A 26,428-nucleotide genomic window follows, 5' to 3' on the forward strand; every position below is an offset into this window, starting at 1 on the left:
CTCTCCCTCTCTTACGGTGCGAAACGGCGCGGAGCTACGGTCCGCGCCGGTCGGCCGTCCTACGGTCCGGGCTGGTCGGGCGGCCCGGCCTCATCGGCGCCGGAGCGCCGTGCGGTCGGTCGTGCGGCCGGTCGGGCGGTCGTGCGTACGGTCAATTCGGAGTCCACGTACGCGTTGCAGGCGAGGTCCATGGCCTCGGCGGTCGTGCCGCCCTCTCCGGGCGCGGTGGCCAGCACCTGAATGGCGAGTCCGTCGATCAGCGCGGTCAGGCGCAGCGCGCTGAACTCCGGGTCCACGGCGCGGAAGACCCCCTGCTCGATCCCGCGCCGGATCACCTCGGCGACGGTCTGCCGCCACTGCTGGTAGAAGTCGGCGTGCAGCCGCCCGATGGCCGTGGACCGCGCCGCCTCGGCCCACAGGTCCATCCACACCAGCCACTGCTGCCGCTGCCGCTCGGTGTACGGCGCCTGCAGCGCGATCAGCTGCCGCAGCTCCTCGCGCGCGTCGTCGGCCATGGCGGTCCGGGCGGCGCGGCGCGCGGTGTCCTCGTCCATGCACCAGCGCACGGCGGCTTCGAGCAGCTCGGCGCGGCCCGGGAAGTGGTAGTGGATGGTGGCGGTGCTGGTGTCGCAGGCGGCGGCGATGTCGGCGACGCGTACGGCGTGGAAGCCGCGCTCGGCGATGAGCCGCACCGTCTCCCGCACGATCTGCAGCGGCCGCCCGCTGTCGGGGAGCGCGGCCGGGGCGGGCGGCCGCGGCGCGTCGGCGGCGCCGCCGGTCGCCGTGGTGCCGAGCAGCCATCCGGCGTCCACGTTCCCGGCGTCGGCGATCCGCGCCAGCTCGCCCACGGTGAAGCGCCGGCTCCCGCTGAGCGAACGCGAGAGCTTGGACGGGTCCATCACGACCCGCCGGGCGAATTCGCGCTGGGTACAACCGGCTTTGCCGATCACCTCGCGCACGCGTTCCGCCACCTCGAACTGTTGCCGCATGGCCGACACCGTACGGATGCGTTGAGATAAGCGCAATGAATGTGGATGCCGAATGCCCGTTTCCTCCTTAAATCGTGAGGAAATTGCCCCCCGTGTTGCGATGCAGACTGACTGTCGAATCAGTTGAGATCAATTGTGTTCGAACACTTCCGACTATGCTCACCGGGCGTGAGAGCAGGAGAGATCGGGTGACATCGGGCGGGGACGACATGCGGCTGATCGCCGGCCGCTACCAGCTGGGCGACCGGCTCGGACGCGGCGGCATGGGCACGGTCTGGCGCGCGTACGACCAGATGCTGGCGCGCGAGGTCGCCGCCAAGGAGCTGCACGTCGCGAGCGACCACCACGAGCACCACCGACGGCTGCGCCGCGCCCAGCGGGAGGCGCGGACCGTCGCCCGGCTCCGCCACCCCCACGTCGTGGGCGTCCATGACCTGGTCGAACACGACGACCGGCTATGGATCGTGATGGAGCTGATCGACGGCCCCTCCCTGGCCCGCCGGATCGCCGACTCCGGCCCCCTCCCGCCCCGCCACGCCGCCGCCCTCGGGCTGCAACTGCTCGGCGCGCTGGAGGCCGTGCACGCCGCCGGGGCGCTGCACCGCGACATCAAGCCCGCCAACATCCTGCTGCGTGGCGACGGCAGTGCCGTCCTCACCGACTTCGGCATCGCCGCCCTGGAAGACGACGAGTCGCTCACCACCACCGGCGAACTCCTCGGCTCCATCGGCTACATGGCTCCCGAGCGGCTGACCGCGGAGGAGGTCGGCCCGCCATCCGACCTGTGGTCGCTGGGCGCGACTCTGTCCGCGGTGGCCTCCGGCGTGCCGCCCTTCCAGCGCCCGACCGGGGCCGCCGCGCTGCACGCCGTCACCTTCGCGGACCCGGTCATCCCGGAACGGGTCGGCCCCCTGCGGCCCATCGTCCTGGCCCTGCTGAACAAGTCCCCGGCCCAGCGCCCCTCCGCCGCCACGCTCCGGACCGCACTGCAACGCGTCGCGGACGGCGCGGACGACCCGGGCCCGCTGCCCCCGGCCGCGCCCACGGAGCCCGTACGGGCTCCGGGGCCCGCACCCACCCCGGGCGGCGACGCGGACACCTCCGCGTACCTGGCGGACACCCCCACCATGACCGCGCCCCCGACGGCGAGCGCGGCCTCCACCGCAGGCGCGCCCCACACCGCAACCGGCACCCCCACCCTCGACCGGGACCCGACGCTGATCTCGTCCCCGGCCCGGACTCCCGACCTGGACCGAGAACCGACGCTCGTCGCCCCGGCCGGGCCGCCACCCCCTCGGCCCCGTGGCCGGGCCCGGACCTGGTGGTGGACGGTGGGCGTCACGCTCGCGGTGGCGGGCCTCGCCACCGCGCTCTTCTTCACCTTCGGCCCCCCGTCCGGCAGCGACAGCGACGACGACGCGGCGCCCCAGCCCGCCACCAGCACGACGAAGGTGACCGTGGACGCGACACGCGGCTGGCAGTCCGCGACGACCACCCCGGTCCGCAAGGGCGACAAGGTGAGCGTCCGCTACACCTCCGGCACCTGGACGGTGGACGCCGCCAACCTGCCCCTGGTCGGCCCGGTCGGCCACACCCGCGTCGACGACGAAGCCCTCCGCTTCGCCTGGACGGACTGCAAGGTGAACTCCGACGTCCCCTTCGGCGCCCTCCTGGGCCGCTACCCGGGAAATCCCCGAAACCCCCACACCGTGGGCCGCGCCTGGCACTTCCAGGCAACCCGCCCGGGCGCCCTCCAACTCCGTATCAACGACGGCGAGGGCTGCCTCCACGACAACAGGGGCGCCATCACCGTCACCGTCCAGATCACCCACTGACCGGGCAACGGCACACCCGGGGGACCCGACCCCGCGAAAAATGTGGGTGCCCTGGGCAACTGGCAGCCCCCGCAGACGTATCCTCCCGGGCAGTCCGGCCGGTACGGGCCGGGAAACCAGCACGAACAGGGAACGTCACTTGAATACGGATACGGATACGGAGACGAGGAAGAAGCCGCTGTCACGGCGGCGTGTTCTGGCCCTGACGGGTGGGGCGCTGATGGCCGCGGGCTGCACACAGGGCGAACAACGCCCCGCCGACAAGTCCAGCCACGCCTCCGAGGAGAGAGCGTCCGCCGACGGTCCGGCCGAGGGTCCGGACGGCGCGCTGGGAGCGAACTTCAACGAGGACCCCGACAGCGTGACCTTCGCCGAATTGCGGGACCTCTCCGCGAGCTGGCTCCGGGGCTTCGTCCCCATGCCCGAGGTCACGGCCGACGCCTCCCGGCAGCGCGCCGTCGAGGAGCTTCTGGACGCCCACCACCAGGGCTATGGCACGGTGCTCTCGCTGAAGTTCCCGTACAACCACCGGGCGGTCCCCCGACCGGGCGGCTCGGCCATGACCGCGGAACTCGCCCGGGTCGACCGGGTGTTGCACACCGCCCTCGACACCGTCGACGTCCTGGCCATCGGCAACGAGCCCTTCATCGAGAGCCTCCCGGAGGACCGCGGTTCGGGCGCGATGAACACGTTCTACGAGACGGTCGCAGGGCACATCATCGCGTACCGGAAGAAGCACTTCCGCGCGCACTGCCGGACCCACCTCTACATGGGCGCGCTCAACTTCCTCGACGACCCGGACAAGCGGACGGCCGCCACCGACCGCTGGATGTCCTTCGCGCGCCGCACGCCGGAGATCGAGGGCGTCGACATCCACCCCCACGTCGCCGCACCGGAGCGGGTGCAGCCCTACCTCGACTACATCCTTCCCCGCCTCCGCGACGACCAGAAATTCCTCGTCACGGAGTTCTCCCTGGTACAGCTCTGGAAGCAGCACCTGAGCGACACGATCCCCACCCGTTTCGCCCGCCGCTACCACCTTCCGTCGGACACTCCGGTGTGGAAGCTGATCAAGGATGCCATCGAGCACCCCTTCCCGGAGCAGAAGTGGCACGACTTCCTCGCCATGAGCCCCTGGTTCGAGCGCAACAAGCACTTCCTGCGGGACCAGGTGGGCCACTTCCGCGACACGGGGCGCCTCGCCGTGGCGACGTACGGAGTCACCCAAGGCGCCGCCATGACAGAGAACTTCGGCCCGGACAAACAGCCCTGGCTCCTGAACAGCCTCTACGCCAACCGCACCGTCGAGCACCCGGCCGACGGCTCACCGGCCCACACCTACGGTTTCTTCGACGACTTCCGAGCCCTCCAACGGCAGCAGGACCGCCGCGGGTCCTAGGACGGTCCTAGGACGCGGGAAGGGAATTCAGCCAGCCGACCAGCAGCCTGTTGATCTCCTCGGGGCGCTCCTGCTGGATCCAGTGGCCGCAGTCCTCGAGGATGTGCGAGCCGACGAGCCCGGGCAGCGTGGTCGGGTATGCCTTGATCGCGTCGCCCATCCAGGTGGTGGACGCGTCCAGGGCGCCGCCGATGAAGAGCGACGGCTGGGTGAGGGGCGCACCGTCGAAGTCGGCCAGGTCCTCCCAGTCCCGGTCCATGTTGCGGTAGCGGTTCAGCGCCCCGCGCATTCCGGTGCGCTCGAACTCACCGGCGTAGACATCGAGGTCCCGCTCGCTCAGCCAGGCGGGCATCCGCCCGGCGGGGAAGCGCTCGCGCAGCGTCGCGCCGCGCGTGAGGAAGTGCGGGTCGGGCAGGTCGGGGCCGGGCATGGTGTCGCCGGACAGCGCGGCGTAAAAGCCCGCGAGCCAGCCGCGTACATCCGGTTCGATCTCCGTCTCGGCCCGGCCCGGCTCCTGGAAGTAGGAGACGTAGAACTCCTCCTCCCCGCCCATCCCGGCGAAGACCTCACTGGGCCTGGGGCCGCCGCGGGGGGCGTACGGCACGCTCAGCATCCCGACCGCGCGGAACACATCCGGCCGCAGCAGCGCGGAGTTGGCGGCGGTGGGCGAGCCCCAGTCGTGACCGATCACCACGGCGGACTCCTCGCCGAGCGCCTCCACCACGGCGACGTTGTCCGCCACCAGCTCCCGCATCCGGTACGCGTCCACCGCCCCGGGCCTGGACGAGCGCCCGTAACCGCGCACATCGATGGCGGCCACCCGGTACCCGGCCGCGGCCAGCGCCGGTAGCTGGTGGCGCCATGAGTACCAGGACTCCGGGAAGCCGTGGACGAGCAGCACCAGTGGGCCGGTGCCCTGCTCCACGAAGTGGATCCGCCCGGCGGGGGAGGACACCAGACGGTGGGTGAGGTCGGTCGTGGGTGGCTGCGGCATGGTTCTCTCCCGGGGGCGCTCGGGCACGCACTCTGCGTGGCGGCCGACGGTCCGATCCTGCCGTGACCTGGGCGGCGCGGGCCATGCCTGTTGCCGGTTCGGCAAATCTGACCGTGGCCGTCGACCGCGTCCGGTGGGCCAGGGGTGCGGAGTCAGGACCCCGCTCCCAGAATTGACCTCAGGGGGTTCTTCTCCTGGGAGGTGAGGGGCGTGGCGACCTACATCACGCTGCTGAACTGGACCGAGCAGGGAGTCCGCGCCTACAAGGACACCACGAAGCGCACCGAGGACTTCTCCGCGGCACTGAACAAGCTCGGGGCGAGGCTGGTGGACATCTACTGGACGGACGGGCCGTACGACATCGTGTGCATTATCGAGGCCCCCGACGACGAGACCGCCACCGCGGCGTCCTTGCAGCTCGGTGCGTTGGGCAATGTGCGCACCACGACATTGCGGGCCTTCGGCCGCGAGGAGATGCGGGGCATCATCGCCAAGGTCGCGGGCTGAGGGGCAGTATCGTGCCATCGCCGAGCGACATCTTCAGGGTGGCGTACGGGTCCTGGCTCTCGCCGTGCCGGCGAGGAAGAGGGGAGCGGCCGGCCCCGTGACTCGCGGGGTTTGCGGTTGGTTGTGCGACGGGGTGTGCGGTGCGCGGCCGCGTACGGTCGGCCGAAGCTCTGCTGACCAGGGAGGTTTGGCCGGGCGGCGGTGAGACGACGATGTCCCGTCGGCCGCGCCTCACCATGAATTCATGGTCGCGTTCGGCTGGTCGTATGCGGCCGATGGCCCGGCCCGGCTCGGAAGAGCCGGACCAGGCCATCGAACCAACAACGGGGTGGTGCTCCGTGCCGTGGTGCTACTTCGTGGCCGGGCCGGACAGCTCCGTGCCGAAGGCGGCATCGGCCGCCGGGGAGCCGAGGTCGCCCGGCCCGATGAGGGCGGAACCCTCGGCGGTGATCCCGTCGGCGCCCGCGTACAGGAGCGCCACCGCGCCCGCGCCCTCGGTGCGGTTCGGGATCCCGACGGCCAGGTCGGGCTTGCCGTCGCCGTTGTAGTCGGCCGCCGAGACGGCGTCACCGAACTTGTCGTTGCCCGCCATCTCGCCGGGAACGCCCTCGGTGTCGAGGGAGAACGTCTGCGCCCCGGCGTCGGTCAGCCAGTCCTTGGTGCCCTTGAGCACGGTGATGGCGCCGGCGTCGTTGTAGCCGCCGGGGGCCTCGGCGGCCGTGTCGCTGACGACGAGGTCGTCATTGCCGTCACCGTTGATGTCGGTGAGCTGGGAGGCGGTGCCGCTCTGCGCCGCGCCCTTCCAGTCCACCGGGTTCGCGGTGTCGAGCCCCTGGGCGGTGCCCGGGTACGTCCGCAGGCGCTGGTCCTCCGGACCGTCCTCGAAGCCGGTGTCCGTGACGACGTCGTCCTTGCCGTCGCCGTTGATGTCACCCACCACGGCCTGGTACGAGGCGAACGGCAGCGCGACGTCCTCGCCCAGCGACGTGCTCTTCAGCCCGCCGGACGAACCGGGCAGCACACCGAGCGTGCCCTCGTCGGCGGGGTCGTCCTGGTAGGCGACGGTGACCAGGTCGGCGAAGCCGTCCCCGTTGATGTCGCCCGAGGACAGATGCTGGATGCCCGCTCCGCCGCCGGGCGGGGTGACGCTGGACATCTTCGGGGTGGCCGTCTCGCGCAGGTTCGCCGCGCCGCTGACGATCTGGACCTCGGTGCCGTCGGAGATGGCGATGTCATCGCGGCCGTCGTGGTTGTAGTCGCCCACGGCCATGGTGTCGCCGAACATCGCGTAGGCGGTGGCCTTCGGCGCGTGGAAGGCGATGGCGTCGCTGGACAGACCGTCCTTCGAGCCGAAGACGACCGTCACGGAACCGGCCCGCTTGGCGGTGCCGATGGCCTCGTAGTTCGCGGCCACGATCAGATCGGTGTACCCGTCCCCGTCCACGTCACCGCGCACCACGGCCGAGCCGAAGTGGTCCCCGGCCTCCGGGGTGCCGGGCACCCCCGCGCTGGCCTGCGACAACGTGCCGTGCCGACCGGTGTCCACGCCGCTCTGGGCCCCGTAGGTCACGCCCACGTAGCCCGACTTGGACTTCCCGGAAACGGTGCCGTCGGGCGCGCCCACGCCGAGGTCGGCATATCCGTCGCCGTCGAAGTCGCCCGTGGTCTTTCCTGCCGCGGCAGCCCTGGGGGAGGGCTGCTTCTGGTCGGTCCCGTCGCCGTTCGACACGACGGCGCCGGCCCCGGCGGCCACAGCGGCGGTGACGACGGCGCCAACCGCCACACCCACCACACCTCGGGTTCTATTGCGCACAAATCCTCCATCAGTAACGCATTGGTCGCCCTAGGGCCCCGACTGCCACCTGTCTCCCCCGGCGGCCGGAACGGAAGGGTCGCCAAAGTAGAGTTGTCTGGAAGCTGAACGGTTGCGCAACCAAAGAAGAACGAGACCGGGCCGTGATCTCCCGCCGTCCGGCTCAACTTCCTTGTGACGTACGGCACTTGGCGCCCGAGGTACGGACACCCCCGCCGACTCCCGTAACTGAGCATGACGCATCGTCCTGTCCGGCAGGGCGGTGGCGCGGGCCTGGCGGGGCGACGGCGGGGCGCTCCTCCCCGTGGGGATCTGAGGGGACCTTCCGCCCGGTGACTCCGACGTGTGTGGGAACCGGTGGGGGAGCGGCGGGCCCCGTGTGCGCAGCGCACCACATCGTCGCAATCCGAACGCAAGACCGCTGCCCGTCTCCCTGTGCCCGGCGGCCGACCGCCCCCGCCCGGTGGGCGAGTTCGGGTCAGCGCGGTACGCCGAGGCCGTCGAGGACGATTCCCACGGCCCGGTCGACGCCCCCGCCCTCGCCGGGGGTCGCCACATGGGCCAGGGCGCGCAGCAGTACGGATACGTCGTCGGCGGTGGCATCCGGTCGGGCGGCCCCGGCGGTCTGGGCGCGTTCGAGCGCCGACCTGAGGGCTCCGCGGAAGGCGTCGACTGCCGCGGTGACCGGCTGGGACAGGCCTTCGCCGTCGTCGCTGTGGGGAGGCAGCAGATCCAGCAGGGTCATCTTGACGGCCCCGGTCGACACGAGGGTCCGCATCAAGGACGCGAACGCCCTGCCGGGGTCCGTGTCATCGGCGAGCCGGCGTGCCTCGTCGGTCAGCTTCTCGAGGTAGCGCACGGCGGTGGCCTCGATCAGGTCCTGCTTGGTCGGGAAGTGCCGGAACACCGTGGCGATGCTGACCTGCGCCTGCCGGGCGATCTCCTCCGTGGAACCCGCGGCCCCGCTCGCGGCGAACACCTGCTCGGCGGCGAGCAGAACGCGCTCCCGGTTGGCGGCCCCGTCTCGGCGCATGCCGATTCCTCCTTGTGATCCGTAGTGGAGACTACGTATGATCCGTAGTCACGACTTCGCTTAAGGATATGCCCTCGTGGCGCGCCGTGGCGCGGCCCGTGCATGCCGGGGAACGGCTCCGTGGCGGCTCCGTGGCGCGCTCACACGAAAATGAAGGGGTACGACCCATGTCCGTAGTGGACGAAAACACCACGGTGGTGATCGTGGGATCGGGAGTCGCCGGGCTCGCCCTCGGCAACTTCCTGCTGCGCAGCGGGATCGACTGCGTCGTCCTGGAAAAGCGCAGCCGTACGTACGTCGAGCAGCGGCAGCGGGCCGGTGTCATCGACCACCGCGCGGCACGCATGTTCAGACAGTGGGGACTCGAGGACAGGGTGCTCGACGGCGTCCCCTTCGAGCCGGTGTTGAACTTCCGGATCGACGGCGAGACGCGCCCCTACGCGTACTCGGCCGACGGCGGCGACGGACGCTTCTGCCCCCAGCAGGTGCTCGTTCGCCACCTCATCGATGTGTTCGTCAGCGACGGCGGAGACCTCCGGTTCGAGGCCGCCGACATCTCGCTGGAGAGCTTTTCCGGCGACGAACGCCCCCTCGTGCGCTACCGGGACAGCGCCGGTACGACACGGACGATCGGCTGCGACTTCATCGCAGGCTGCGACGGCGACCGCGGTGTCAGCCGGGCGACCATCCCCAGCGGCCATCTCACCCGCTACGCGCACGACTACGGGTACGCATGGCTGACCGTCCTGGCCGAGGTTCCCGCCAACCACCAGTCCATGATGGCGATCCATTCCCGTGGTTTCGCCGGCCAGTTCGCGCGCGGCCCCGAGGTGAGCCGCTTCTACCTCCAGTGTCCGCTGGAGAGTTCCACCGCGGAGTGGACGGACGAGCGCATCTGGGAAGAGATCGAGACCCGCTTCGGCGAACCCGTGAAGACGCGGGGCGAAATCTCCAGCAAGCAGCTGGTGCCGCTGCGCAGCGTGGTCTACGACCCGATGAGCCATGGGCGGTTGTATCTGCTCGGAGACGCCGCCCACATTGTGCCTCCCATGAGTGCGAAGGGAATGAACCTGGCCCTCCACGACGCCGACGTGTTCGCGAAGGCCGTCATCCGCCAGGCCGAGGAGCAGGACGCGAGCCTGCTCGACACCTACTCGTCGACCTGCCTGCGGCATGTGTGGAACTACCAGGCATTCGCGGCATGGTTCACCGACCTGATGCATGACTCCGGAGACGCCTCCTACCAGGGCGCGTTCCGGCGCCGGATCGCCCGGGCGGAGTTCGACCGCCTCTACGCGTCCGAATCGGCGAACCGCCTGTTCAGCGAATTCCTCACCGGGCTGAACTAGGACCGGCACGCCTGCTCCCAGTGCGCGGTGGTCTCGGTGACCTCCGACCAGACGAAGCGGACCTTCACCTTGCGTCCGAGGTGTTCGTCGTCGCCGTGGAAGACGCCTGTGCCGTCCGGCTCGAAACGGCCGGTCACAGGCGGGAAGAGGGTGCCGGTGCGCTTGCTCGCTCCTGCTGCAGAATCGCGGCCGGATGACCGCCGCCGAACTCGCGGCGGAGTGCGAGGTGTCCGTCCGTACGGTCTACCGGGACGTGGAATCGCTGACCGCCGCCGGCGTCCCGATCTATGGAGAGCCGGGCCACGACGGCGGTTACGCGCTCGTCGACGGCTACCGCACCCGCTTGACCGGGCTCACCGCCGATGAGGCCGAGGCATTGTTCCTGGCCGGGTTGCCGGGGCCCGCGGCCGATCTGGGGCTCGGCTCGGTGCTGACCGCGGCCGAACTCAAACTGGAGGCCGCCCTGCCGGCCGAGCTGCGGCGCCAAGCGCGACGCATCCGCGAGCGGTTTCACCTCGACGCGCCCGGGTGGTACCGAGAGGCGGACGATGCCCCGCATCTGCCCGCGGTCGCGACGGCGGTATGGCAGCGGCGGGCGGTCCACGTGCGCTACCGGCGCTGGTACGCCCCTCAGATCGTGGAGCGGCGGCTCGAACCGTACGGGATCGTGCTCAAGGCGGGCCGCTGGTACGTGGTGGCGCACGCCGGCGCCGACACCCCCCGCACCTACCGGATCAGCCAGATCCTGGACCTCCGGGCACTCGACGAGGAGTTCGTGCCACCCGCGGACTTCGACCTGGCATCGTACTGGCGGGCGCACACGGCGCAGTTGCGGGAATCGCTCTGGCAGGGGCGGGCGGAGATCCGGATCTCCCCGGCCGGGGCCGAGCGGCTGCGGGACATCGGGGTGCCGGCGGTGATCGACGCCGTCGAGGCGGGGGAGGAAGAGCACCCCGGCGGCTGGCGGCCCGGCCCGGCCCTGCCCTCTGACCGCGCCGTCCAGGGATCGACGAGTGGATCGAACGGCCCCGGGGACACGGTCAGCGTGGTTGGCGTAGTCCCGCGACAAGGAGCTTGACCAGCTGGCGGGCGTCGTAGTGGGGATCGCTCTCGGCACCGATGCAGAGGTTGCCGATGCCGCGCATGAGTTGAATGGCGTTGAGGCCGGAGCGGATCTCACCGGAGGCGACGGCAGCGTCGAGGAGCTGGGTGCACACCGGGAGGAGCCGGTCGACGAAGGAGGCGTGCAGCGTTTCGAAGCCGGTGTTGTCGGCCTGCATCGCGGCGGCCAGGCCGTGCTTGGTGACCAGGAAGTCGACGAACAGCTCGACCCACGCTTCGAGGGCGGCGTGCGGTGTCGGGCTGGTGGCGAGCAGGGCCGGGCCCGCCTCGGCGCAGGCTTCGACCTGGTGGCGGTAGACGGCGATGATGAGGTCCGCCCGGGTGGGGAAGTGGCGGTAGATCGTGCCCATCCCGACGCCGGCCTCGGCCGCGATGTCGCGTACCGGTGCTTCCACGCCCGAGGCGACGAAGACCGCGGCGGCCGCGTCCAGCAGGGTCTGCTGGTTGCGTCGGGCGTCCTTGCGCTTGGACCCGGCTGAGCTTCCCGCGCTCTGGCCGCTGTCGTTCACCACGGCACTCGCGCTCCTTCCATGACCGACCTTGCAAAGCGGAACACCGCTCCGTATTGTTAGCGGAGCAACGTTCCGGTTCAGTCATGATGGCAGACACGGGGGACGGGCGACCAGGCCGTCCCCCGCCTGCTGGGGAAGCTGCAGAGCAAGTAAAAGAGCCCTCCAACGATCAGGCCGCTACAGAACAGAACCGCTACAGAACGGAAAGGACAAGCGATGATCCTCGTCACCGGAGGTCTCGGCTTCATCGGCTCCCACACCGTGCGAGCCCTGCTCGACCAGGGCGAAGACTGCGTCGTGGCCCAGCGCCGCACCCGTGAACTCCCGGCCCTACTCGCCGGAGAGCGGGTGGCGGTGGAACAGGCGGACATCACCGATCGCGACGCCCTGCTCGCGATCGGCCGCCGCCACGACATCACGGGCATCGTGCACATGGCAGCGTCCTATCCCTGGTCCCCGGCCCCCGACGCGGCGGTCGAGGCGACGCGACAGTCGCTCGACGGACTGCTGAACATCGCGCAGGCGGCGCGGGAGTGGGGCGTGCGACGGCTGGGCGTCGCCAGCACGATCGGCGTCTACTTCGGGGTCCAGAACGACGGACCACTACGCGAGGACGCTCCGCTGCCGTTGAACGCACCCGTCTCGATCCCCACCTTCAAGAAGGTCGGTGAACTGCTCAACGGCTTCCTTGCCGACACCACGGACATCGACATCGTCAACTACCGCATCTCGGGCACCTGGGGCCCGCTCGGCCACCCCGACCCGTTCTTCGCCGCCCCCGCCCTCATCCACGCCGCCGCCCGCGGCACCGCCCCGGACCTCTCCCACCTCGCGCGCCCGGCCTTCGCCGAGGACGGGATCGACCTCAACTACGTGCGGGACACCGGCCGCGCCCTCGCCCTCCTCCAGCTCGCGGACAAGCTGAACCACCGTACGTACAACGTCGGCTCCGGCCGCGCCACGACCAACGCCCAGCTCGCCGAAGCGATCAAAAAGGCGGCCCCCGACGCCCAGGTCGACCTCCCCATGGGAGGCGACACACCGCCCATGGTCCTGGACATCAGCCGCCTCCAGGAAGACACCGGCTACCAGCCCGAATACGACACCGAACGAGCCGCCGCCGACTACATCGCCTGGCTGCGCGCAGGCAACAAGACCTGACCAAGGCTCAGCGCTAAGCCGCCTTGGGACGCGCCGCACACATGCCCGAAACGGGTCCTTGTGCACCCTCGAGCGGGAAGATCTCGTCTTCCCCGAAGTCCGGGGCCCGGAACGGGCTGGTTGTCGGAGGCGGCAATGCTGCTGCAGTGGAACGGCGGGGTTGCCCTTCCGGAGCGGAGAACAGCGAGGTGAGATCGATGAGAGGGGCTCTCTTTCGTTGCAGGTTCCTGAAGGGCCCTGGCGTGCCGTGACCGGGCACGGCGGACCCTACAGCTTGGTCATCTTGGCGTACGGACTCAAGATCCGCATTTGCGCCGAGCCGAAATCCACAAGCGCCGCGATGCCCTCCTCGACGCCGATCACCCGGCCGAGGCCGTAGATGTCGTGGGTGACCTGGTCGCCCACGGCGAAGTGCTTGGGAGCCGGTGTGGCCGGAGCCTTGAAGGGGCTGGTGGGCAGATGACGCTTCGATGCAGCAGGTTTTGTCATTGGCCCTCCAGTATGCGCCTACGTCTATCCAGTTCGCTGCGGCTGTTCACGTTCCTCTGCGCAGCATAGACCCGGACGTCACAACCGTTTTGGCGACGAGGTAGGGCGATCAAGGGTCTGACCTGCGGACTCTCCAGCGGATGTCGAACGCCCCGGGCCATGATCGGCTCGGGGCGTTTTGGCTGGTGCCCCCGGCAGGATTCGAACCTGCGACACCCGCTTTAGGAGAGCGGTGCTCTATCCCCTGAGCTACGGAGGCCCGGCGTCAGGGCGGCATGGTGGTGCCGCCGCGTCGCACCGCCACAGTGTAGCGGGTCGTGCACTTGGATCGTTTCGGGTGCTCCGGGGCGCCGAAGGCTTGGGTCCGGGGGTGCCCCCGGACCCGAAGCCCCGGACCCGAAGCCCCGGACCCGAAGCCCCGGACCCGAAGCCCCGACCCTAAGCCCCGGCCCGAAGCGCCGCCGGCCGTCTCAGTCCTCCGCTCGACCCAATCCCGCGATCGGGTTCCTCAGCGTGCCGATCAGTTGGAGTGCCCCCGCCGGGTCCTGGAGGTCGACCATCTCCCGGTTGTTTCGGAGCTGGAGGCGGTTGAGGCAGGAGAGGGCGAAGTCCTCGGTGAACATGTCGTACTGGGCGAATTTGTCCGCCAGGTGGGGGGCGGATCGCTGGTAGGACTGGACGGAGTCGGCGACCGTCTGCCAGAAGGTGTCCTCCTCCAGGAGGCCCTCGGTGACGAGGATGCCGTTGAGGAAGCGGAGGAAGCAGTCGAAGACGTCGGTGAAGATCGAGAGGAGTTTCTTGTCTTCGGGGACGTCCACGCGGATGCGTTCGACGGTCGGGGGGAGGACCGCTGTGGGGTCCATGACGGCGATTTCCTCGGCGATGTCCTTGAAGATCACGCGCTGGACGGCGCCGTCCTCGATCACCAGGATGACGTTCTCGCCGTGCGGCATGAAGACCAGGTCGTAGGCGTAGAAGCTGTGCAGCACCGGGGTGAGGTAGGCGTCCAGGTAGCGGCGCAGCCAGGTGGTGGGGGTGAGGCCGGATTCCTCGATGAGGGCGCTGACGAAGGAGGCGCCGTCGGGGTCCGTATGGAGGAGGGACGCCATGGTGGCCAGGCGCTGGCCGGGTTCCAGGGTCGGGACGGGGCTCTCGCGCCACAGGGCGGCGAGCATTTTGCGGTACGGGGAGCCCTTCGCGGTGGTGGCCTCGTACTGGCGGTGGTGGTAGCCGATGGCGGCTCGTTCCCGGATGATGGAGAAGCCCTTGGACCGGAAGGTCTCGTCCGAGGCGATCAGAGACGCCAGCCAGTCGTTGATGGCCGGGGTCGCCTCCATGTAGGCGGCCGAGAGGCCCCGCATGAAGCCCATGTTGAGCACCGACAGCGCGGTTTTCACATAGTGCTTGGACGGGTCGCTGGTGTTGAAGAAGGTGCGGATCGACTGCTGGGCGAGGTATTCGTCGTCGCCGGGGCCCAGGCACACCAGATGCCGCCGGGCGACCTCGGCCGCGAAGCTGACCGACAGCTTGTTCCACCACTGCCAGGGGTGCACCGGCAGCAGGTGGTAGTCGGCCGGGTCCAGGCCGAGGTCGGTGAGGGTCTGCGCGAAGCGGGCCCGGGTCTGCTCGCTCAGTTCGGAGTGGATCAGGGCGTCGTAGTCCAGGTCCGCGGAGGCCGTGAAGGTGGAGCGGTCGCGGCGGGCGGCGAGCCAGATCAGGTGGACGGGGCTCGCGGTCTCGGGGGCGTACGAGAGGTATTCGTGGATGCCGAAGCCGAGGCGGCCGTTGTTGGCGACGAAGCAGGGGTGGCCCTCGGTCATCCCCGTCTCGATCTCCTGGAAGCCGGATTTGGCCAGCTCGGCGGCGCCCACCGGCTCGGCGGCCAGTTTGAAGGCCGTACCGGAGAGGGTGGAGCTGATCTCCTCGAGGTAGACGGGGAGGACGTCCTCGCTCAGGCCCAGCCGCTCGCTCAGCTCGATGAAGAAGTCCAGGGCGTCCAGCGGGAGGTCGGCGCCGGTCCGGTCGTGGCGGGTGATGCTGTCCGCCTCGACCAGCCAGTGGTCCAGGGAGAGCACCCGGGCGGCGAAGCGGTAGGTCACCGCCCCGTCGTCGCTGGTCACGGCGTAGCGGCCGTCGGGGCCGAGCTCGGGGGCGAGCAGGCGTTCGTGGGTGAACTCGGCGAGGGCCTTGCGGATGAGGAGGCGGCCCGCCCGGTCCCACAGATCGGGGGTGAGGTGGGCGACGGCGTCGCGGGGGCTCATCGGGTCACTCCTTGGACGGCGCGGGCGGCGAGGGCGGCGCGGGCGGCCTCGAACCGCTCGCGGGTGCAGACGCTGAGGTAGGCGTCCTTCTCGGGTTTGGCGATCCGCTCGACGATCTCGAAGCCGACGGCCGCGTTGAGCGCGTGCACCGCCGCGTTGCGCACATCGGGCTCGACGACGACGCGCCGGACATGCGGATCGGCGAAGCAGAACTCCATGACGACGGTGATCACGGCCAGCGTGAAGCCGTGCACCGGGGCGTCGGTCGGCGCGCAGAGGAAGTGCATGCCGACGTCGCCGGGCCGGGCGGGGTAGAGCCCCTCGAGTTCCACCCGCGACGGGTCGTAGCGCTCGGCCAGGAACGCCGAGCGCCCCTCGTGCAGGCCGATGAACGCGTCATGGTGCGGATGCTCGTGGATCCGGCGGTACTCGGCGGCGACCTCCGCCTCGTCCGCGCCCTGCATCATCCAGTAGGACGCCTTGGGGTGGGTCACCCAGCCGTGCAGCAGCCCGGCGTCGGCCGCCGGGTCCAGGGTGCGCAGGGTGAAGGTGCCCAGGCGGGCGTCCGTGTGCTCGAAAACCGGCGACGGTGTCATGCGATGGCTCCTTCCGGTGCGCCGAACTCCTGGAAGGCGATGGACTTCTCCACCGGGTAGTGCTCCCGCCCCAGCAGCTCGCGGATGATCCACGAGTTGCGGTACGGGCCCATGCCCAGGTCCGGGGAGGTCAGGCTGTGGGCGTGGGTGGCGCCGTTCTGGAGGAAGATGCCACGCCCGGTGGTGTCGATGCTGTAGTTGCGGGCGACGTCGAAGCGGCCGTGGCCGTCCCAGCGGATGCGGTCGCGTACCGGGTCCAGGAAGGCGGGCACCTGGTAGCGGTAGCCGGTGGCCAGGACGAGCCCGTGGGTGGTGAGCGAGAAGTCCCGCTCCTGCTCCGCATGGCGCAGCCCCAGGGTGTACGTGCCGGACAGATCGTCGTACTCCGCGTCGGTGAGCGCGGTGTTGGTCAGCAGCCGTGTGGGCACCGGGCCGCTCACGCTCTTCTGGTAGAGGAGGTCGTAGATGCCGTTGATGAGGTCGGCGTCGATCCCCTTGAACAGGCCCTTCTGGTCACCCTCCAGCCGGTAGCGGGTGTCCTCGGGGAGCGCGTGGAAGTAGTCCACGTACTCGGGCGAGGTCATCTCCAGGGTGAGTTTGGTGTACTCCAGCGGGAAGAAGCGCGGGGAGCGGGTCACCCAGTTCAGCCGGTAGCCGTGGGTGTCGATGTCGGCGAGCAGATCCTGGTAGATCTCGGCCGCGCTCTGGCCGCTGCCGACGATGGTGATGGACTCCTTGGACTGCAGCGCCTCCTTGTTCCCCAGGTAGTCCGTGTTGTGCACCAGATCGCCGTCCAGGCCGCGGCACACCTCGGGGAGGAACGGCGGGGTGCCGGTGCCCAGCACCAGATGGCGGGCGCGGTGGGTGGTGGTCTCGCCGGTGGCGGGACGCAGGGCGCGCACCGTGTAGAGCCCGTCGGCCTCGGCGTACTCGACGCTCGTCACCTCGTGGCCGAAGCGGACGGACGAGAGCTTCGCGGCGGCCCAGCGGCAGTAGTCGTTGTACTCGGCGCGCAGCGGATAGAAGATCTCGCGGATGTAGAAGGAGTACAGCCGCCCGGATTCCTTGAGGTAGTTGAGGAAGGAGTACGGGGAGGTGGGGTCGGCCAGCGTCACCAGGTCGGCCATGAACGGGGTCTGCAGGGTGACGCCGTCCAGCAGCATGCCCGGATGCCAGTCGAACTCGGGCTTGCTCTCCAGGAACAGCCCGTCGAGTTCCTCGATCGGCTCGGTCAGGCAGGCAAGGCCCAGGTTGTAGGGGCCGAGCCCGACCGCGATGAAGTCGTGGGTGTGCGGGGTGGGCACGAGGGTCTCCGGCGGGGTGAAGGGGCTCAACTGGCGCGCGAGTGGCGGGGGCCGCTGAGTTCGGGCTCGATGTGCAGGGCCAGATACTGACCGGCGTGCTCGGCGAGGAGGTCGAGGACATACGCGATGTCGCTCAGCGAGGTCTCCGGGTTGAGCAGGGTGAACTTGAGGTGGTGACGGCCGTCGACGACGGTTCCGGCGACGACCGCCGCACCGGAGGCGGCCAGCGCCTCGCGGGCGTGCAGATTGGCCCGGTCGACGAGGTCCGGGTCGCCCGGCCCGTCGGTCGGCGGTACATAGCGGAAGACGAGCGTGGACAGCTGGGGCTCGGTGACGACCTCGTAGCGCGGATCGGTGTCCAGCAGGGCCCATGCCTCGGCGGCCCGGTCCACCACCTCGTCGAAGAGGGCGCCGACGGCGTCCGCGCCCATGATCCGCAGCGTCAGCCACAGCTTGAGCGCGTCGAAGCGGCGGGTGGTCTGGATGGACTTGTCCACCTGGTTGGGGATGAGATTCCGGGCGCTGCGCTCGGGGTTGAGATAGTCGGCGTGGTACGTGGCGTGGCTGAGCGTGGCGCGGTCGCGGACCAGCACGGCGCTGGAGCTGACCGGCTGGAAGAAGGACTTGTGGTAGTCCACCGTCACCGAGTCGGCGCGCTCGATGCCGTCGAGCAGCGCGCGGCGGGTGGGGGAGGCCAGCAGTCCGCAGCCGTACGCGGCGTCCACATGCATCCAGGTGCCGTGCCGGTCGCACAGCTCGGCGATCTCGGGCAGCGGGTCGATGGAGCCGAAGTCGGTGGTGCCCGCGGTGGCCACGACGGCCATGACGATCAGGCCCTCGCGACGGCAGCGGTTCAGCTCATGGGCGAGGGCGGCGGTCCGCATCCGGCGGTCCTGGTCGCAGGGGACCGGGACGACGGCCTCGTAGCCGAGTCCCAGGATGGCGGCGGCCTTCTGGATGGAGAAGTGGCCGGCCTGGGAGGTGAGGATGCGCAGCCGCGGCAGGATGGCGGATTTGGCGACCGTCTCGCCGGACGCGGCGGCCTCCTTCTCCACCAGCGTGCACGCCTCGTCGCGGGCGAGCAGCATCGCCTGCAGATTGGACTGGGTGCCGCCGCTGGTGAAGATGCCGTCCGCGGCCTCGCCGAGGCCGATGCGCTCGGTGGTCCAGTCGATCAGCCGGCGCTCGATGAGGGTGCCGCCCGCGCTCTGGTCCCAGGTGTCCAGGGAGGAGTTGATGGCGGAGAGGACGGCCTCGCCCAGCAGTGCGGGGATCACCACGGGGCAGTTGAGGTGGGCGAGATAACGCGGGTGGTGGAAGTAGACGGCGTCCTTGAGGTAGACGCTCTCCAGCTCCTCGAGCGCGGCGTCCGGATCGCCGAGCGGCCGCTCCAGGTCGATCCCGGAGATCTCGGGGGCGAGTTCGGCGGGGGTGACGCCGGTGAAGGGGCGCTCGGTGCGGGCGACGGTGGAGGCCACCAGGCCGACGCCGTCGGTCACCGAGCGCCGATAGCGTTCCGCCGTACGGCCGTTGAACAGGTGGGCCCTGCCATCCGCCGCCCCGGGTATCGGCTCCGGCGACGGGTCCTCAGCGGTCTGCGCGAGGAAACTCACGGTCTGTCCCTTCTGGAAATGAGCATGCGGGCGTGCGGAGGGCGCGGGCATGCGGTGGTGGGGGGAGCGGCCGCCCACGGCCTGACGGCCCGATGGGCGTGCGGGGGCGCTGGACGCGGCGACAGGGCGCGTGGGGGTGCGCCGAGCGGTCGGCCGCCCGTCGTCCAGGGGTGGGTCTCGCGGTCCCGCGGGGGGATTCGGCTGTGGCGGTTCGGTTGTGGGGGCTCGGTTTTCGTGGGATCAGTCGTCGGTCGCGGGGCCGGTGCCCGACACGGCTTCCTCGACGAGCTGTTCCTCACAGGTGCCCAGGCGCCAGTAGCCGGTGAAGGTCACGGCCTTGCGGTCGAAGCCGCGTTCGCGCACCAGATGGCGGCGCAGCTCCTTGACGGTCCCGGCCTCGCCCGCGATCCAGGCGTACGGCGTGCCGGAGGGCAGTTCGGTGGCGCCCACGGCGTTCCGCAGCAGCGCGGAGCGCGGGGTGCCGGGGGTCACGGCGTCCCGGACCAGCCAGGTGATCTCGGCTTTCGCCGCGGTGCGCAGCTCCTGGATGTCCTCGGCGTGCTGGACCTCGAGCCACACCTTGGCGGGCAGGTCTGCGGGCAGCCATTCGAGGATGCCCGCGATGGCGGGCAGCGCGGTCTCGTCGCCGGTGATCAGCACCCAGTCGGTGCCGGACGGCGGCCGGAAGTCGACACCGCCGTTGTCCTCCACGACCGGGCCCAGCAGGGTCACCCGGTCGCCCGCCTCGGCGCGCGCGGCCCAGCGGGCGGCCGGGCCGCTGTCGTCGTGCAGCGCGAAGTCCACGTCGATCTCGTCCGGGTCGTGGCGCTGCCGGCGCACCGTGTACGAGCGCATGATGCCGCGTTCGGCCGGGTCCATCGCCCGCCAGGTGGCGAACCAGCCTTCCCCCGCCTCGACCGGGACCACCGGGGCGGCCTGGCCGGGGTGCGGCAGGAACAGTTTGAAGCGCTGGTCGCGGCCTCCGCTGGTGAAGTCCTTCAGACAGGCGCCGCCGAAGGTGATCCGTGCCATGGACGGTCCGAGCGGGCGGGTCCGTACGACCCGCGCGTCGAAGAATCGGAACGGAACGGCGGTGGTGGCGGGGGCGGTCGTGGTGGCTGCGGTGGTCATGGCAGGGGGTCTTCCCTTCGCTTGCCGTGGGGAGGCCGGGCCGGCCGGTCGCGCTGACCGTTCAGCTGAGCTTCTTCGCGTCCTGGATGGCCTTGGTGAGGGATTCGACGAGCGGGGCGGCGCCGGCGTAGGAGAAGCGCGGCTCGCTGCTCCAGGCGGTGATCTGACCGGCCTTGACCGCGGCGAGCTTGGACCAGGTCGGCTTGGAGGTCAGGGCGCCGGGCTGGAGGGTCGCGGTGCGGTTGTCGAGGAAGAGCACATCCGCGTCGTACTTGTCGGCGTTCTCCCAGCTGAGGCTCTCGAAGTAGCCGCCCTTGTCGGGCTTTTCGGGGACGACGAAGTCGACGCCCAGCTCGCTGAAGTAGATCAGGTCGGCACTGACCTTCGGGTTGGAGACATAGAAGAGATCGGCGCTGGCGGAGCAGGCCATCACCTTGACCCGGTGCGATTTGACGGTTTTGCGCAGCGTCTCGGACGCCTTCTCGAACCGCGCCTTGGCGTCGGTGACCTTCTTGGCCTTCGGGTCGGCGCCGAGCGCCTCGGCCAGTGCGGCATAGCGCTTGATGGGCTCGACCATGGAGACCCGGCCGGTGCCGATGGCGGCGCTGGGGGCGAGCTGGAGGATCTTCTTCTTGCTGTCGTCCGGGATGTAGAAGAGCGCGCCCGGGTCGTACATGTTGGTGATCAGCAGATCGGGGCTGAGCGAGGCGTACTTCTCGACGTTGAACTGGCCCCAGGTGTTGCCGAGGGAGGTGGCCTGGTCGACGGGGAAGTCGCCCGCCTGGACGTCCGGCTTGCCGTTCTTCAGCGTGGTCGGCCCGAAGACGCCGGTGATCTGCTTCTCGATGCCGAAGTCGTAGAGCGCGGCCGCCGCGGCGATGTAGGCGACGATGTGCTGGGGTCGGCCGTCGAGGCTGATCTTCTTCTTACGGTCATCGGTGAACGACCAGGAGCCGCCGCCATCGCCGCCGGAGCCCGAACCGCCGTTGTCGCCACAGGCGGTGACCAGGGCTCCGAGTCCGAGGGCGCCGCCTGCGGCGAGCAGACCGCGGCGGGAGAGGGGGAGTGCTCTGGCCTGGCGCATGAAGGTGCTCTCTCTCGATGCATACGGGGACGTGGTTCGCGGGACGGCAACCCGAGGACGTAGTTAGGTTAGCCTAACCAACCTGTTTGTCCAGTGGGCGGGGTCGTTCCGAACCTCACATCGAGGGGCTCACGCGGCGGTTCAGGGCGGATTCACAGGTCCAGCACCAAGCGGCGGCCACGGCAGCGTGAGACGCAGATCATCATGGTCTCGCCCGAGGCCCGCTCCTCGTCGGTGAGCACGGAGTCGTGGTGGTCCACCTCTCCTTCGACGACATCCGTCTCGCACGTCCCACACGTGCCCTCCTCGCAGGAGTACAAAACCGGTACCCCCGCCTCCTCGACCGTGCGCAGCACACTGCGCCCCGGCTCCACGGTGAGGGTCAGCCCGGAGCGAGTGAGCACCAACTCGAAGGCTCCGACCGCCGGTTCGGCGCCCGCCGCGTCCGTACGAGGCTGGAAGCGCTCGGTGCGCAGGGCCCCGTCCGGCCACCCGCGGCACGCCTCCTCAACGACCTGGAGCAGCGGTTCGGGACCGCAGCAGTAGACGAGGGTGCCGGGGTCGGCCGGGGCGTCGAGATACGGCGTGAGGTCGAGCAGCCCCTCCTCGTCCTGCGGCACCAGGCGCACCTTGCCGCCGTAACGGGCGGCGAGTTGGTCCGCGAAGGCCATCGAGGCACGGGTGCGCCCGCCGTACAGCAGCCGCCAGTCGGCGCCCGCGGCCTCGGCGGCGGCCGTCATGGGGAGGAGGGGCGTGATGCCGATGCCGCCCGCGATGAACAGATAGCGGGCCGCCGGGCGCAGCGCGAAGTGGTTGCGCGGCCCGCGCACCCGCACCGCGCTGCCCTCGGTGAGGGTGTCGTGCACCCGGGCGGAGCCGCCGCGCCCGGCGGGTGCGCGGAGCACCGCGATCCGCCAGGAGGCGCGGTCGGCGGGGTCGCCGCACAGCGAGTACTGCCGGGTCGGGCCCGGGTCGAGGACGAGATCGAGATGGGCGCCGGGCTCCCAGGCGGGGAGTTCGCGGCCCGTCGGATGGCGCAGGGTGAGCGCCACCACGTCCGAGGCCACCTCCTCCCGGCGGGCCACCAGCAGGGTGTCCTCGTACTCGCCGCCGGGGTTCGTCACGTCATCTCCTTACGGTGGCCGGCGGGATGGTGCCCGGTGGGGTGGGCGAGCATCCACTGCCACAGCTCGACCGGGTCCTCGGCGTCGTGTTCGGCGCCGCAGTGGCAGACCCCGTGCAGCACATCGGTGCCGGGCAGCCAGTCGATCCGGTACACCTCGGCCGTGGGCGCGCCGCTCGCCCACCCGTCGCCCGCCACCCTCAACGGAGGCGCTGCGCGCTGCTCGCGCCTCATTTCGTCGCCGCCACGGCCGAGGTCCGCTCTCCTTCGGCGGCGAGGCGGGCGAGGATGCGGCGCGCGGCCAGACCGCCGGTGTCGATGTTGATGCTGAGCTCCTGATAGCCCTCGCGCTCGGTGTCCAGGGCCTTCTGGAGCAAGTTGAGTGCGGCCACGTCCTGCAGCACCACGGTCCGGTTGAGGTCGTGGAGGAAGGTGGTCACCTCCTCGTCGTCCTGCGCGAAGTCCCGTGAGACGGCCCAGAAGTCGTACACATGGTGGTCGGTGGACGGGGTGATGGCGTAGGTGATCTCCACATGGAAGGCGTCCGGATCGGAGCCGTCCGGCGCCGGCAGCACCCCGACCGGGGCGATCCGGCTGTGCAGGAGATAGAGACAGGGCGCGTGGTACTCGATGTCCTGCCAGCGGGTGATGCGGCCGTCGATGCCGGTGGAACGGGCGTAGAACGGCGGGCACTCGGCGTCGTCCATATGCCGGCTGACCCGTACGACGCCCGCGCCCTCGTCGACCTCCGTGGTGATCGGGGTCTCGGCGACCTCGGGGGTGCCGATATAGCCGCTGTGCAGATATGTCTCGTGGGACAGGTCCAGCAGATTGTCCACGAGCAGGCCGTAGTCGGCGTCGATCGGCTCCATGCCGCCCACGGTCGTCCAGCGCGGATCGGCCAGCCAGGGCGCGCGCGGCACCGAGCCGGGATCGGCGAGCGCCGGGTCCCCGATCCACACCCACACCAGCGAGTCCTGCTCGACGACGGGATAGGAGCGGACCCGGGCGGTGCGCGGGACGCGCTTTTGGCCCGGTACGAACACACAGGCGCCGCCGGTGTCGTAGGTGAAGCCGTGGTAGCCGCAGACGACCGTGTCGCCGTCGAGACGGCCGGCGGTGAGCGGATAGCGGCGGTGGACGCAGCGGTCGGCGAGCGCGATGACCGTGTCGTCGGACTCGGCGCGGTAGAAGGCGATGGGCTCGTTCAGGATGGTGCGCCCCAGCAGCTCACGGCCGATCTCGCGGCCGTAGGCGGCGACGTACCACTGGTTTCTCGCGAAGGCGGTCATGCGTGCCAGCGTGGTGACGCCCGTCACGTACGGGCAACGGCCCTTCCACTGAGTGGAAGGGCCGCGCGGGACGGTACCGGTGAACTGCCGGGCGGATCAGCTCCCGAACTGCCAGAAGACGGACTGGTTCAGCGTCAGCAGGACGATGAGCACGACCACATCGGCGATGCCGAGTGCGAGTCCGAGCAGCGCCCGGCCCCTGCGGCGGGTCTCCCGGGCGAGGGCGAGCGTCCCCAGGACGATCGCGCAGGGCCCGAAGACCGCGTTGAAGAGCAGCAGGCCGATCAGACCGAGCACGAAGGAGGCGACGGCCATGCCGTCGGCGTCCCTGCGCGCCCGGACCGGTGAGGTGCGGGACGGTGCGGTGAGTGCCATGGGTCTCAGCTCCCCTTGTGGCCGGTGCGTTCGCGGATGAAGAAGATCAGCAGCCAGGCGCTGATGGCGCCCGCGGCGGCGAGGAACAGGGGGAGCGGAGTGTGCGCCGCCGCCCCCAGAAGAACTCCCATCAGGGCGAGTGCCGCGACGATGAAGAGCATGTGAGCCTCTCTCGAAGTGACGATCGGGATGCGGTTGGCGTGCGGATGGTAGTTGTTCGGTGAACAGTTGGAATCACAACTGTTCACTGAGTTCTAGAGTACCCCTCCCACCCCTGGAAAAATTCAGCGAACAGCTGTTTACTGAATGATATGAGTCACACGTCCGGGGTCCGGCAGGCCCAGAAGGAGAAGACCCGGCGCGCCCTGATGGACGCGGCGTTGGGGCTGCTGGAGGACCAGAGCCTGAGCAGTCTGGGGCTGCGTGAGGTCACGCGGGTGGTGGGAGTGGCGCCGGCCGCCTTCTACCGGCACTTCCGGGATCTGAGCGACCTCGGGGTCGCGCTGGTCGAGGAGTCCCTGGGCAGCCTGCACCATATGATCGGCGCGATACTCGCAGGTCAGGACGGTGACGAGGAGCGGATCGACGCCACCGTCGAGGCGGTCGCCGAGCATGTCCGCCGCTATCCCGCGCATATCCGCTTCATCGCACGTGAGCGGCATGGCGGGGTACGTGCGGTGCGCGAGGCCATCGCCGCCGAGCTGGACCGATTCGCCGATGAGGTGGCCGCCGACTTCTCCCCGCGGCTGACGCCGGACGGCTGGCCGCCGGAAGATGTCCGGATGCTTGCGGAGCTGTATGTGGACCACATGGTGATGACGGCGACGGCGTTCCTGGAGGCGCAGCCGGATCAGCCGCGGCTGGAGCGGCGGGTCGCCGACACCGCGCGCAAGCAGCTGATGCTGATCAGCCTCGGGCGCCGCCACTGGCGCGACGGGTGATCTCCACACCGAAGTCCCCGGCCGCGTCCCGGCCGGTGACGCGGACGCGTATCCGCAGGCCGTTGGTCTCCGTGCGGAAGGTCTCGCCGGGCGCGTAGGCCGCGTCGCTGAGTCCGGGGTGGACATTGCGCTCCCGGGTGCAGCCGCGGCCGTGGGGGGTGGAGTCCATGATGGTGACGGGGCCGCCGCCGGAGTCCACACCGGTGTCCACCCGGGAGATCAGCACGCCTGGCTTGCAGATGGCCTCGTCGTTGCCGCCGCTCGCGCGCGCCTCGATCGCGTAGCCGGTGGACGGCGAGACGGGGATAAAGACCAGCTTGGTGCCCTCCGGCCGGTTCAGCGGGGACAGGGCGTGCGCGAAGACCCCGGAGCGGGCGGCGCAGGCGATCTGCCGCGGGCCGAGCCAGCCCAGCTTCCACTTGTGCCAGGCAAGCAGGTCGTTGCCGGCGCCCCAGTCCTCGGACATCACATCCCAGTGGCCGGCCTTGTCGCCGCCGCCCCGGGTGTAGAGGTCGGGCAGCCCGAAGACATGGCCGTTCTCATGGGGCAGGACGCGGAAGCCGGTGCGGCGCAGCGAACCGGAGCCGTCGTCCTGGCGGCTGTAGACGAAGGAGACATTGGCCAGCGGCACGCCGTCGGCGGTCGGGGCCTGCTGGTTGTCGGCGTAGGTGACGGACAGCACGGCATGCGCGGCCGGCGGCCCGGCGTTCGGGGTGACCAGGACGTTCACCAGGTCGTAGCGGCGGAAGTCCACCTTGGGGTCGGCGGCCTTGGCGATGTCGGCCACCAGTCTGCGATAGCCCGGGTCGAAGGGGCTGCCGCGCTTGATGCCGTAGGCGCGGAACGAGCGCGGCATCCGCAGCCAGTGGGTGATCGGCATCTCGGGGCGGTAGTCCAGCCGTCCGTACGAACTCTGCGCGAACCACCGGGTGGTCTGGGGGAAGAACTCCTCGAAGCGCTGGCGGGCGGTGCCCTGGCCGCGCACATCCGGGAAGTCGATCATGAGGTTGAGGGCGTGGACCGTGCCGGTGCTGCGGCTGTAGCCGCGGCCGGTGGGTATGCCCTCGGACATCTGCAGCCCCGGTCCTGAGACCAGGGCGCAGGGCGCGAGCGAGCCGAAGGCCGGTCGTCCGGAGGGCGCCGGGGCCAGCTCGGGGGTGTGGGGGACGCGGGGCGCGGAGTCGCCGCCGGGGCGACCACCGCCACCGTCAGCACGGCGACAGTGGCGAATGCGCTGCCTCTGCGGGGCCGGCGTATTCGTATGCGGTGGCGGGTGGTCCCATGCGTCTGTCCCATTGCCGACCACGGTGTGACGGCTGGGGCCGGGGCGCTCGTGGGGTGCCGCCGAGTGAGGGAATGACCTGCTCCGTTTGGGTGGCGAGGGGTGCCGAGTAGGTGTGAGGCAGGTCACCTGCGGACGCGGAAATTCCGGGGAGTGATTCCCCGTTTAACCGGATGACCGCATAAACGGGGACTGACTCCCCGGAAATGTTGAAGCTCGAACG

The 26,428-nt window shown here is 70.3% G+C and carries 25 protein-coding genes, 1 tRNA gene and 1 pseudogene; 7 read left to right on the plus strand and 20 right to left on the minus strand.

Annotation, left to right across the window (positions count from 1 at the left end; translation table 11 throughout):
* Positions 1 to 59: 59 nt before the first annotated feature.
* Positions 60 to 989: a TetR/AcrR family transcriptional regulator gene (locus tag BLV72_RS20805; protein WP_093464032.1), complete on the minus strand. Its 930-nt coding sequence runs from the start codon at positions 987 to 989 to the stop codon at positions 60 to 62.
* Positions 990 to 1,177: 188 nt separating this feature from the next.
* Here BLV72_RS20805 and BLV72_RS20810 point away from each other — a divergent pair, with 188 nt between their 5' ends.
* Together BLV72_RS20810 and BLV72_RS20815 are read left to right on the plus strand one after the other, a co-directional pair.
* Complete coding sequence (locus BLV72_RS20810; RefSeq protein ID WP_167746385.1) at positions 1,178 to 2,824, plus strand: serine/threonine-protein kinase; 1,647 nt, start codon at positions 1,178 to 1,180, stop codon at positions 2,822 to 2,824.
* Between the two features lie 139 nt (positions 2,825 to 2,963).
* Entirely contained in the window at positions 2,964 to 4,223 is a 1,260-nt protein-coding gene (locus BLV72_RS20815) for a hypothetical protein (RefSeq protein WP_093464035.1), read from the plus strand.
* A 7-nt stretch (positions 4,224 to 4,230) separates the two neighbouring features.
* Here the strand turns inward: BLV72_RS20815 and BLV72_RS20820 are convergent, their stop codons facing one another.
* Complete coding sequence (locus tag BLV72_RS20820) at positions 4,231 to 5,217, minus strand: alpha/beta fold hydrolase (RefSeq protein ID WP_093464037.1); 987 nt, start codon at positions 5,215 to 5,217, stop codon at positions 4,231 to 4,233.
* 210 nt (positions 5,218 to 5,427) lie between these two features.
* Between BLV72_RS20820 and BLV72_RS20825 the strand changes: the two genes are divergently transcribed.
* On the plus strand, positions 5,428 to 5,724 hold the full coding sequence (locus tag BLV72_RS20825) for a GYD domain-containing protein (protein ID WP_093464038.1): 297 nt from the start codon (positions 5,428 to 5,430) through the stop codon (positions 5,722 to 5,724).
* Positions 5,725 to 6,073: 349 nt separating this feature from the next.
* Here the strand turns inward: BLV72_RS20825 and BLV72_RS20830 are convergent, their stop codons facing one another.
* Positions 6,074 to 7,507, minus strand: a complete 1,434-nt coding sequence (locus BLV72_RS20830; protein ID WP_244320886.1) for an FG-GAP and VCBS repeat-containing protein — start codon at positions 7,505 to 7,507, stop codon at positions 6,074 to 6,076.
* A 508-nt stretch (positions 7,508 to 8,015) separates the two neighbouring features.
* The gene (locus BLV72_RS20835) at positions 8,016 to 8,570 is read right to left on the minus strand and encodes a TetR/AcrR family transcriptional regulator (RefSeq protein WP_093464041.1); all 555 of its coding nucleotides are present in this window, start codon (positions 8,568 to 8,570) and stop codon (positions 8,016 to 8,018) included.
* Between the two features lie 167 nt (positions 8,571 to 8,737).
* Between BLV72_RS20835 and BLV72_RS20840 the strand changes: the two genes are divergently transcribed.
* Positions 8,738 to 9,919, plus strand: coding sequence for a 4-hydroxybenzoate 3-monooxygenase (locus BLV72_RS20840; RefSeq protein WP_093464042.1), 1,182 nt, complete (start codon positions 8,738 to 8,740; stop codon positions 9,917 to 9,919).
* Here BLV72_RS20840 and BLV72_RS47995 read toward each other — a convergent pair.
* Positions 9,916 to 10,056, minus strand: coding sequence for a hypothetical protein (locus BLV72_RS47995; protein ID WP_167746386.1), 141 nt, complete (start codon positions 10,054 to 10,056; stop codon positions 9,916 to 9,918). The two genes, BLV72_RS20840 and BLV72_RS47995, sit on opposite strands and share 4 nt — an antisense overlap.
* 56 nt (positions 10,057 to 10,112) lie before the next feature.
* Between BLV72_RS47995 and BLV72_RS20845 the strand changes: the two genes are divergently transcribed.
* A complete protein-coding gene (locus BLV72_RS20845) occupies positions 10,113 to 10,997 on the plus strand; it encodes a helix-turn-helix transcriptional regulator (RefSeq protein WP_093464044.1) in 885 nt (294 codons plus the stop codon).
* Here the strand turns inward: BLV72_RS20845 and BLV72_RS20850 are convergent.
* The gene (locus BLV72_RS20850; protein ID WP_093470457.1) at positions 10,960 to 11,550 is read right to left on the minus strand and encodes a TetR/AcrR family transcriptional regulator; all 591 of its coding nucleotides are present in this window, start codon (positions 11,548 to 11,550) and stop codon (positions 10,960 to 10,962) included. The two genes, BLV72_RS20845 and BLV72_RS20850, sit on opposite strands and share 38 nt — an antisense overlap.
* 219 nt (positions 11,551 to 11,769) lie before the next feature.
* On the opposite strand from BLV72_RS20850, the gene BLV72_RS20855 reads away from it, so the two are divergent.
* Positions 11,770 to 12,714, plus strand: coding sequence for an NAD-dependent epimerase/dehydratase family protein (locus BLV72_RS20855; RefSeq protein WP_093464045.1), 945 nt, complete (start codon positions 11,770 to 11,772; stop codon positions 12,712 to 12,714).
* 267 nt (positions 12,715 to 12,981) lie between these two features.
* On the opposite strand, the gene BLV72_RS20865 is transcribed toward BLV72_RS20855, so the two are convergent.
* The 13 genes from BLV72_RS20865 to BLV72_RS48000 form a co-directional block, all read right to left on the minus strand.
* Complete coding sequence (locus BLV72_RS20865; protein ID WP_093464048.1) at positions 12,982 to 13,203, minus strand: hypothetical protein; 222 nt, start codon at positions 13,201 to 13,203, stop codon at positions 12,982 to 12,984.
* 183 nt (positions 13,204 to 13,386) lie between these two features.
* Positions 13,387 to 13,462 (minus strand) — tRNA-Arg (locus BLV72_RS20870).
* Between the two features lie 211 nt (positions 13,463 to 13,673).
* Positions 13,674 to 15,464, minus strand: a complete 1,791-nt coding sequence (locus BLV72_RS20875) for an IucA/IucC family protein (protein WP_093464050.1) — start codon at positions 15,462 to 15,464, stop codon at positions 13,674 to 13,676.
* The gene (locus tag BLV72_RS20880) at positions 15,461 to 16,060 is read right to left on the minus strand and encodes a GNAT family N-acetyltransferase (RefSeq protein WP_093464051.1); all 600 of its coding nucleotides are present in this window, start codon (positions 16,058 to 16,060) and stop codon (positions 15,461 to 15,463) included. The genes BLV72_RS20875 and BLV72_RS20880 overlap by 4 nt, the downstream gene beginning before the upstream one ends.
* Positions 16,057 to 17,364, minus strand: coding sequence for a lysine N(6)-hydroxylase/L-ornithine N(5)-oxygenase family protein (locus BLV72_RS20885; protein WP_093464053.1), 1,308 nt, complete (start codon positions 17,362 to 17,364; stop codon positions 16,057 to 16,059). The genes BLV72_RS20880 and BLV72_RS20885 overlap by 4 nt, the downstream gene beginning before the upstream one ends.
* Before the next feature lie 26 nt (positions 17,365 to 17,390).
* Positions 17,391 to 18,977 (minus strand): pyridoxal phosphate-dependent decarboxylase family protein, encoded by a 1,587-nt coding sequence (locus BLV72_RS20890; protein ID WP_280143013.1) that lies wholly within the window; start codon positions 18,975 to 18,977, stop codon positions 17,391 to 17,393.
* A 240-nt stretch (positions 18,978 to 19,217) separates the two neighbouring features.
* The gene (locus tag BLV72_RS20895) at positions 19,218 to 20,108 is read right to left on the minus strand and encodes a siderophore-interacting protein (protein ID WP_093464055.1); all 891 of its coding nucleotides are present in this window, start codon (positions 20,106 to 20,108) and stop codon (positions 19,218 to 19,220) included.
* A gap of 61 nt (positions 20,109 to 20,169) precedes the next feature.
* Positions 20,170 to 21,192 carry an ABC transporter substrate-binding protein gene (locus BLV72_RS20900; protein WP_093464057.1) on the minus strand — a complete coding sequence of 341 codons (1,023 nt, stop codon included), beginning with the start codon at positions 21,190 to 21,192 and terminating at the stop codon, positions 20,170 to 20,172.
* Positions 21,193 to 21,344: 152 nt separating this feature from the next.
* On the minus strand, positions 21,345 to 22,316 hold the full coding sequence (locus tag BLV72_RS20905; protein ID WP_093464058.1) for a PDR/VanB family oxidoreductase: 972 nt from the start codon (positions 22,314 to 22,316) through the stop codon (positions 21,345 to 21,347).
* Positions 22,313 to 22,513, minus strand: coding sequence for a hypothetical protein (locus BLV72_RS20910; protein ID WP_093464060.1), 201 nt, complete (start codon positions 22,511 to 22,513; stop codon positions 22,313 to 22,315). The genes BLV72_RS20905 and BLV72_RS20910 overlap by 4 nt, the downstream gene beginning before the upstream one ends.
* Before the next feature lie 32 nt (positions 22,514 to 22,545).
* Entirely contained in the window at positions 22,546 to 23,607 is a 1,062-nt protein-coding gene (locus tag BLV72_RS20915) for an aromatic ring-hydroxylating oxygenase subunit alpha (RefSeq protein WP_093470459.1), read from the minus strand.
* A gap of 96 nt (positions 23,608 to 23,703) precedes the next feature.
* Positions 23,704 to 23,982, minus strand: coding sequence for a DUF4190 domain-containing protein (locus tag BLV72_RS20920; protein ID WP_059148808.1), 279 nt, complete (start codon positions 23,980 to 23,982; stop codon positions 23,704 to 23,706).
* Between the two features lie 5 nt (positions 23,983 to 23,987).
* A complete protein-coding gene (locus BLV72_RS48000) occupies positions 23,988 to 24,143 on the minus strand; it encodes a hypothetical protein (protein WP_086709795.1) in 156 nt (51 codons plus the stop codon).
* 150 nt (positions 24,144 to 24,293) lie between these two features.
* Here BLV72_RS48000 and BLV72_RS20930 point away from each other — a divergent pair, with 150 nt between their 5' ends.
* On the plus strand, positions 24,294 to 24,923 hold the full coding sequence (locus tag BLV72_RS20930; protein ID WP_093464062.1) for a TetR family transcriptional regulator: 630 nt from the start codon (positions 24,294 to 24,296) through the stop codon (positions 24,921 to 24,923).
* Here the strand turns inward: BLV72_RS20930 and BLV72_RS20935 are convergent.
* A pseudogene (locus BLV72_RS20935) lies at positions 24,889 to 26,219 on the minus strand (M6 family metalloprotease domain-containing protein). The gene BLV72_RS20930 and the pseudogene BLV72_RS20935 sit on opposite strands and share 35 nt — an antisense overlap.
* Positions 26,220 to 26,428: the final 209 nt, after the last annotated feature.

The organism is Streptomyces melanosporofaciens, from assembly GCF_900105695.1.
Lineage (GTDB): Bacteria > Actinomycetota > Actinomycetes > Streptomycetales > Streptomycetaceae > Streptomyces > Streptomyces antimycoticus.

Coding starts and splice junctions, on each gene's coding strand:
- BLV72_RS20805 (WP_093464032.1), bottom strand. CDS start 989: ATGCGGCAACAGTTCGAGGTGGCGGAACGCGTGCGCGAGGTGATCGGC.
- BLV72_RS20820 (WP_093464037.1), bottom strand. CDS start 5,217: ATGCCGCAGCCACCCACGACCGACCTCACCCACCGTCTGGTGTCCTCC.
- BLV72_RS20835 (WP_093464041.1), bottom strand. CDS start 8,570: ATGCGCCGAGACGGGGCCGCCAACCGGGAGCGCGTTCTGCTCGCCGCC.
- BLV72_RS20840 (WP_093464042.1), top strand. CDS start 8,738: ATGTCCGTAGTGGACGAAAACACCACGGTGGTGATCGTGGGATCGGGA.
- BLV72_RS20845 (WP_093464044.1), top strand. CDS start 10,113: ATGACCGCCGCCGAACTCGCGGCGGAGTGCGAGGTGTCCGTCCGTACG.
- BLV72_RS20855 (WP_093464045.1), top strand. CDS start 11,770: ATGATCCTCGTCACCGGAGGTCTCGGCTTCATCGGCTCCCACACCGTG.
- BLV72_RS20865 (WP_093464048.1), bottom strand. CDS start 13,203: ATGACAAAACCTGCTGCATCGAAGCGTCATCTGCCCACCAGCCCCTTC.
- BLV72_RS20875 (WP_093464050.1), bottom strand. CDS start 15,464: ATGAGCCCCCGCGACGCCGTCGCCCACCTCACCCCCGATCTGTGGGAC.
- BLV72_RS20880 (WP_093464051.1), bottom strand. CDS start 16,060: ATGACACCGTCGCCGGTTTTCGAGCACACGGACGCCCGCCTGGGCACC.
- BLV72_RS20895 (WP_093464055.1), bottom strand. CDS start 20,108: ATGACCACCGCAGCCACCACGACCGCCCCCGCCACCACCGCCGTTCCG.
- BLV72_RS20900 (WP_093464057.1), bottom strand. CDS start 21,192: ATGCGCCAGGCCAGAGCACTCCCCCTCTCCCGCCGCGGTCTGCTCGCC.
- BLV72_RS20915 (WP_093470459.1), bottom strand. CDS start 23,607: ATGACCGCCTTCGCGAGAAACCAGTGGTACGTCGCCGCCTACGGCCGC.
- BLV72_RS20920 (WP_059148808.1), bottom strand. CDS start 23,982: ATGGCACTCACCGCACCGTCCCGCACCTCACCGGTCCGGGCGCGCAGG.
- BLV72_RS48000 (WP_086709795.1), bottom strand. CDS start 24,143: ATGCTCTTCATCGTCGCGGCACTCGCCCTGATGGGAGTTCTTCTGGGG.
- BLV72_RS20930 (WP_093464062.1), top strand. CDS start 24,294: ATGAGTCACACGTCCGGGGTCCGGCAGGCCCAGAAGGAGAAGACCCGG.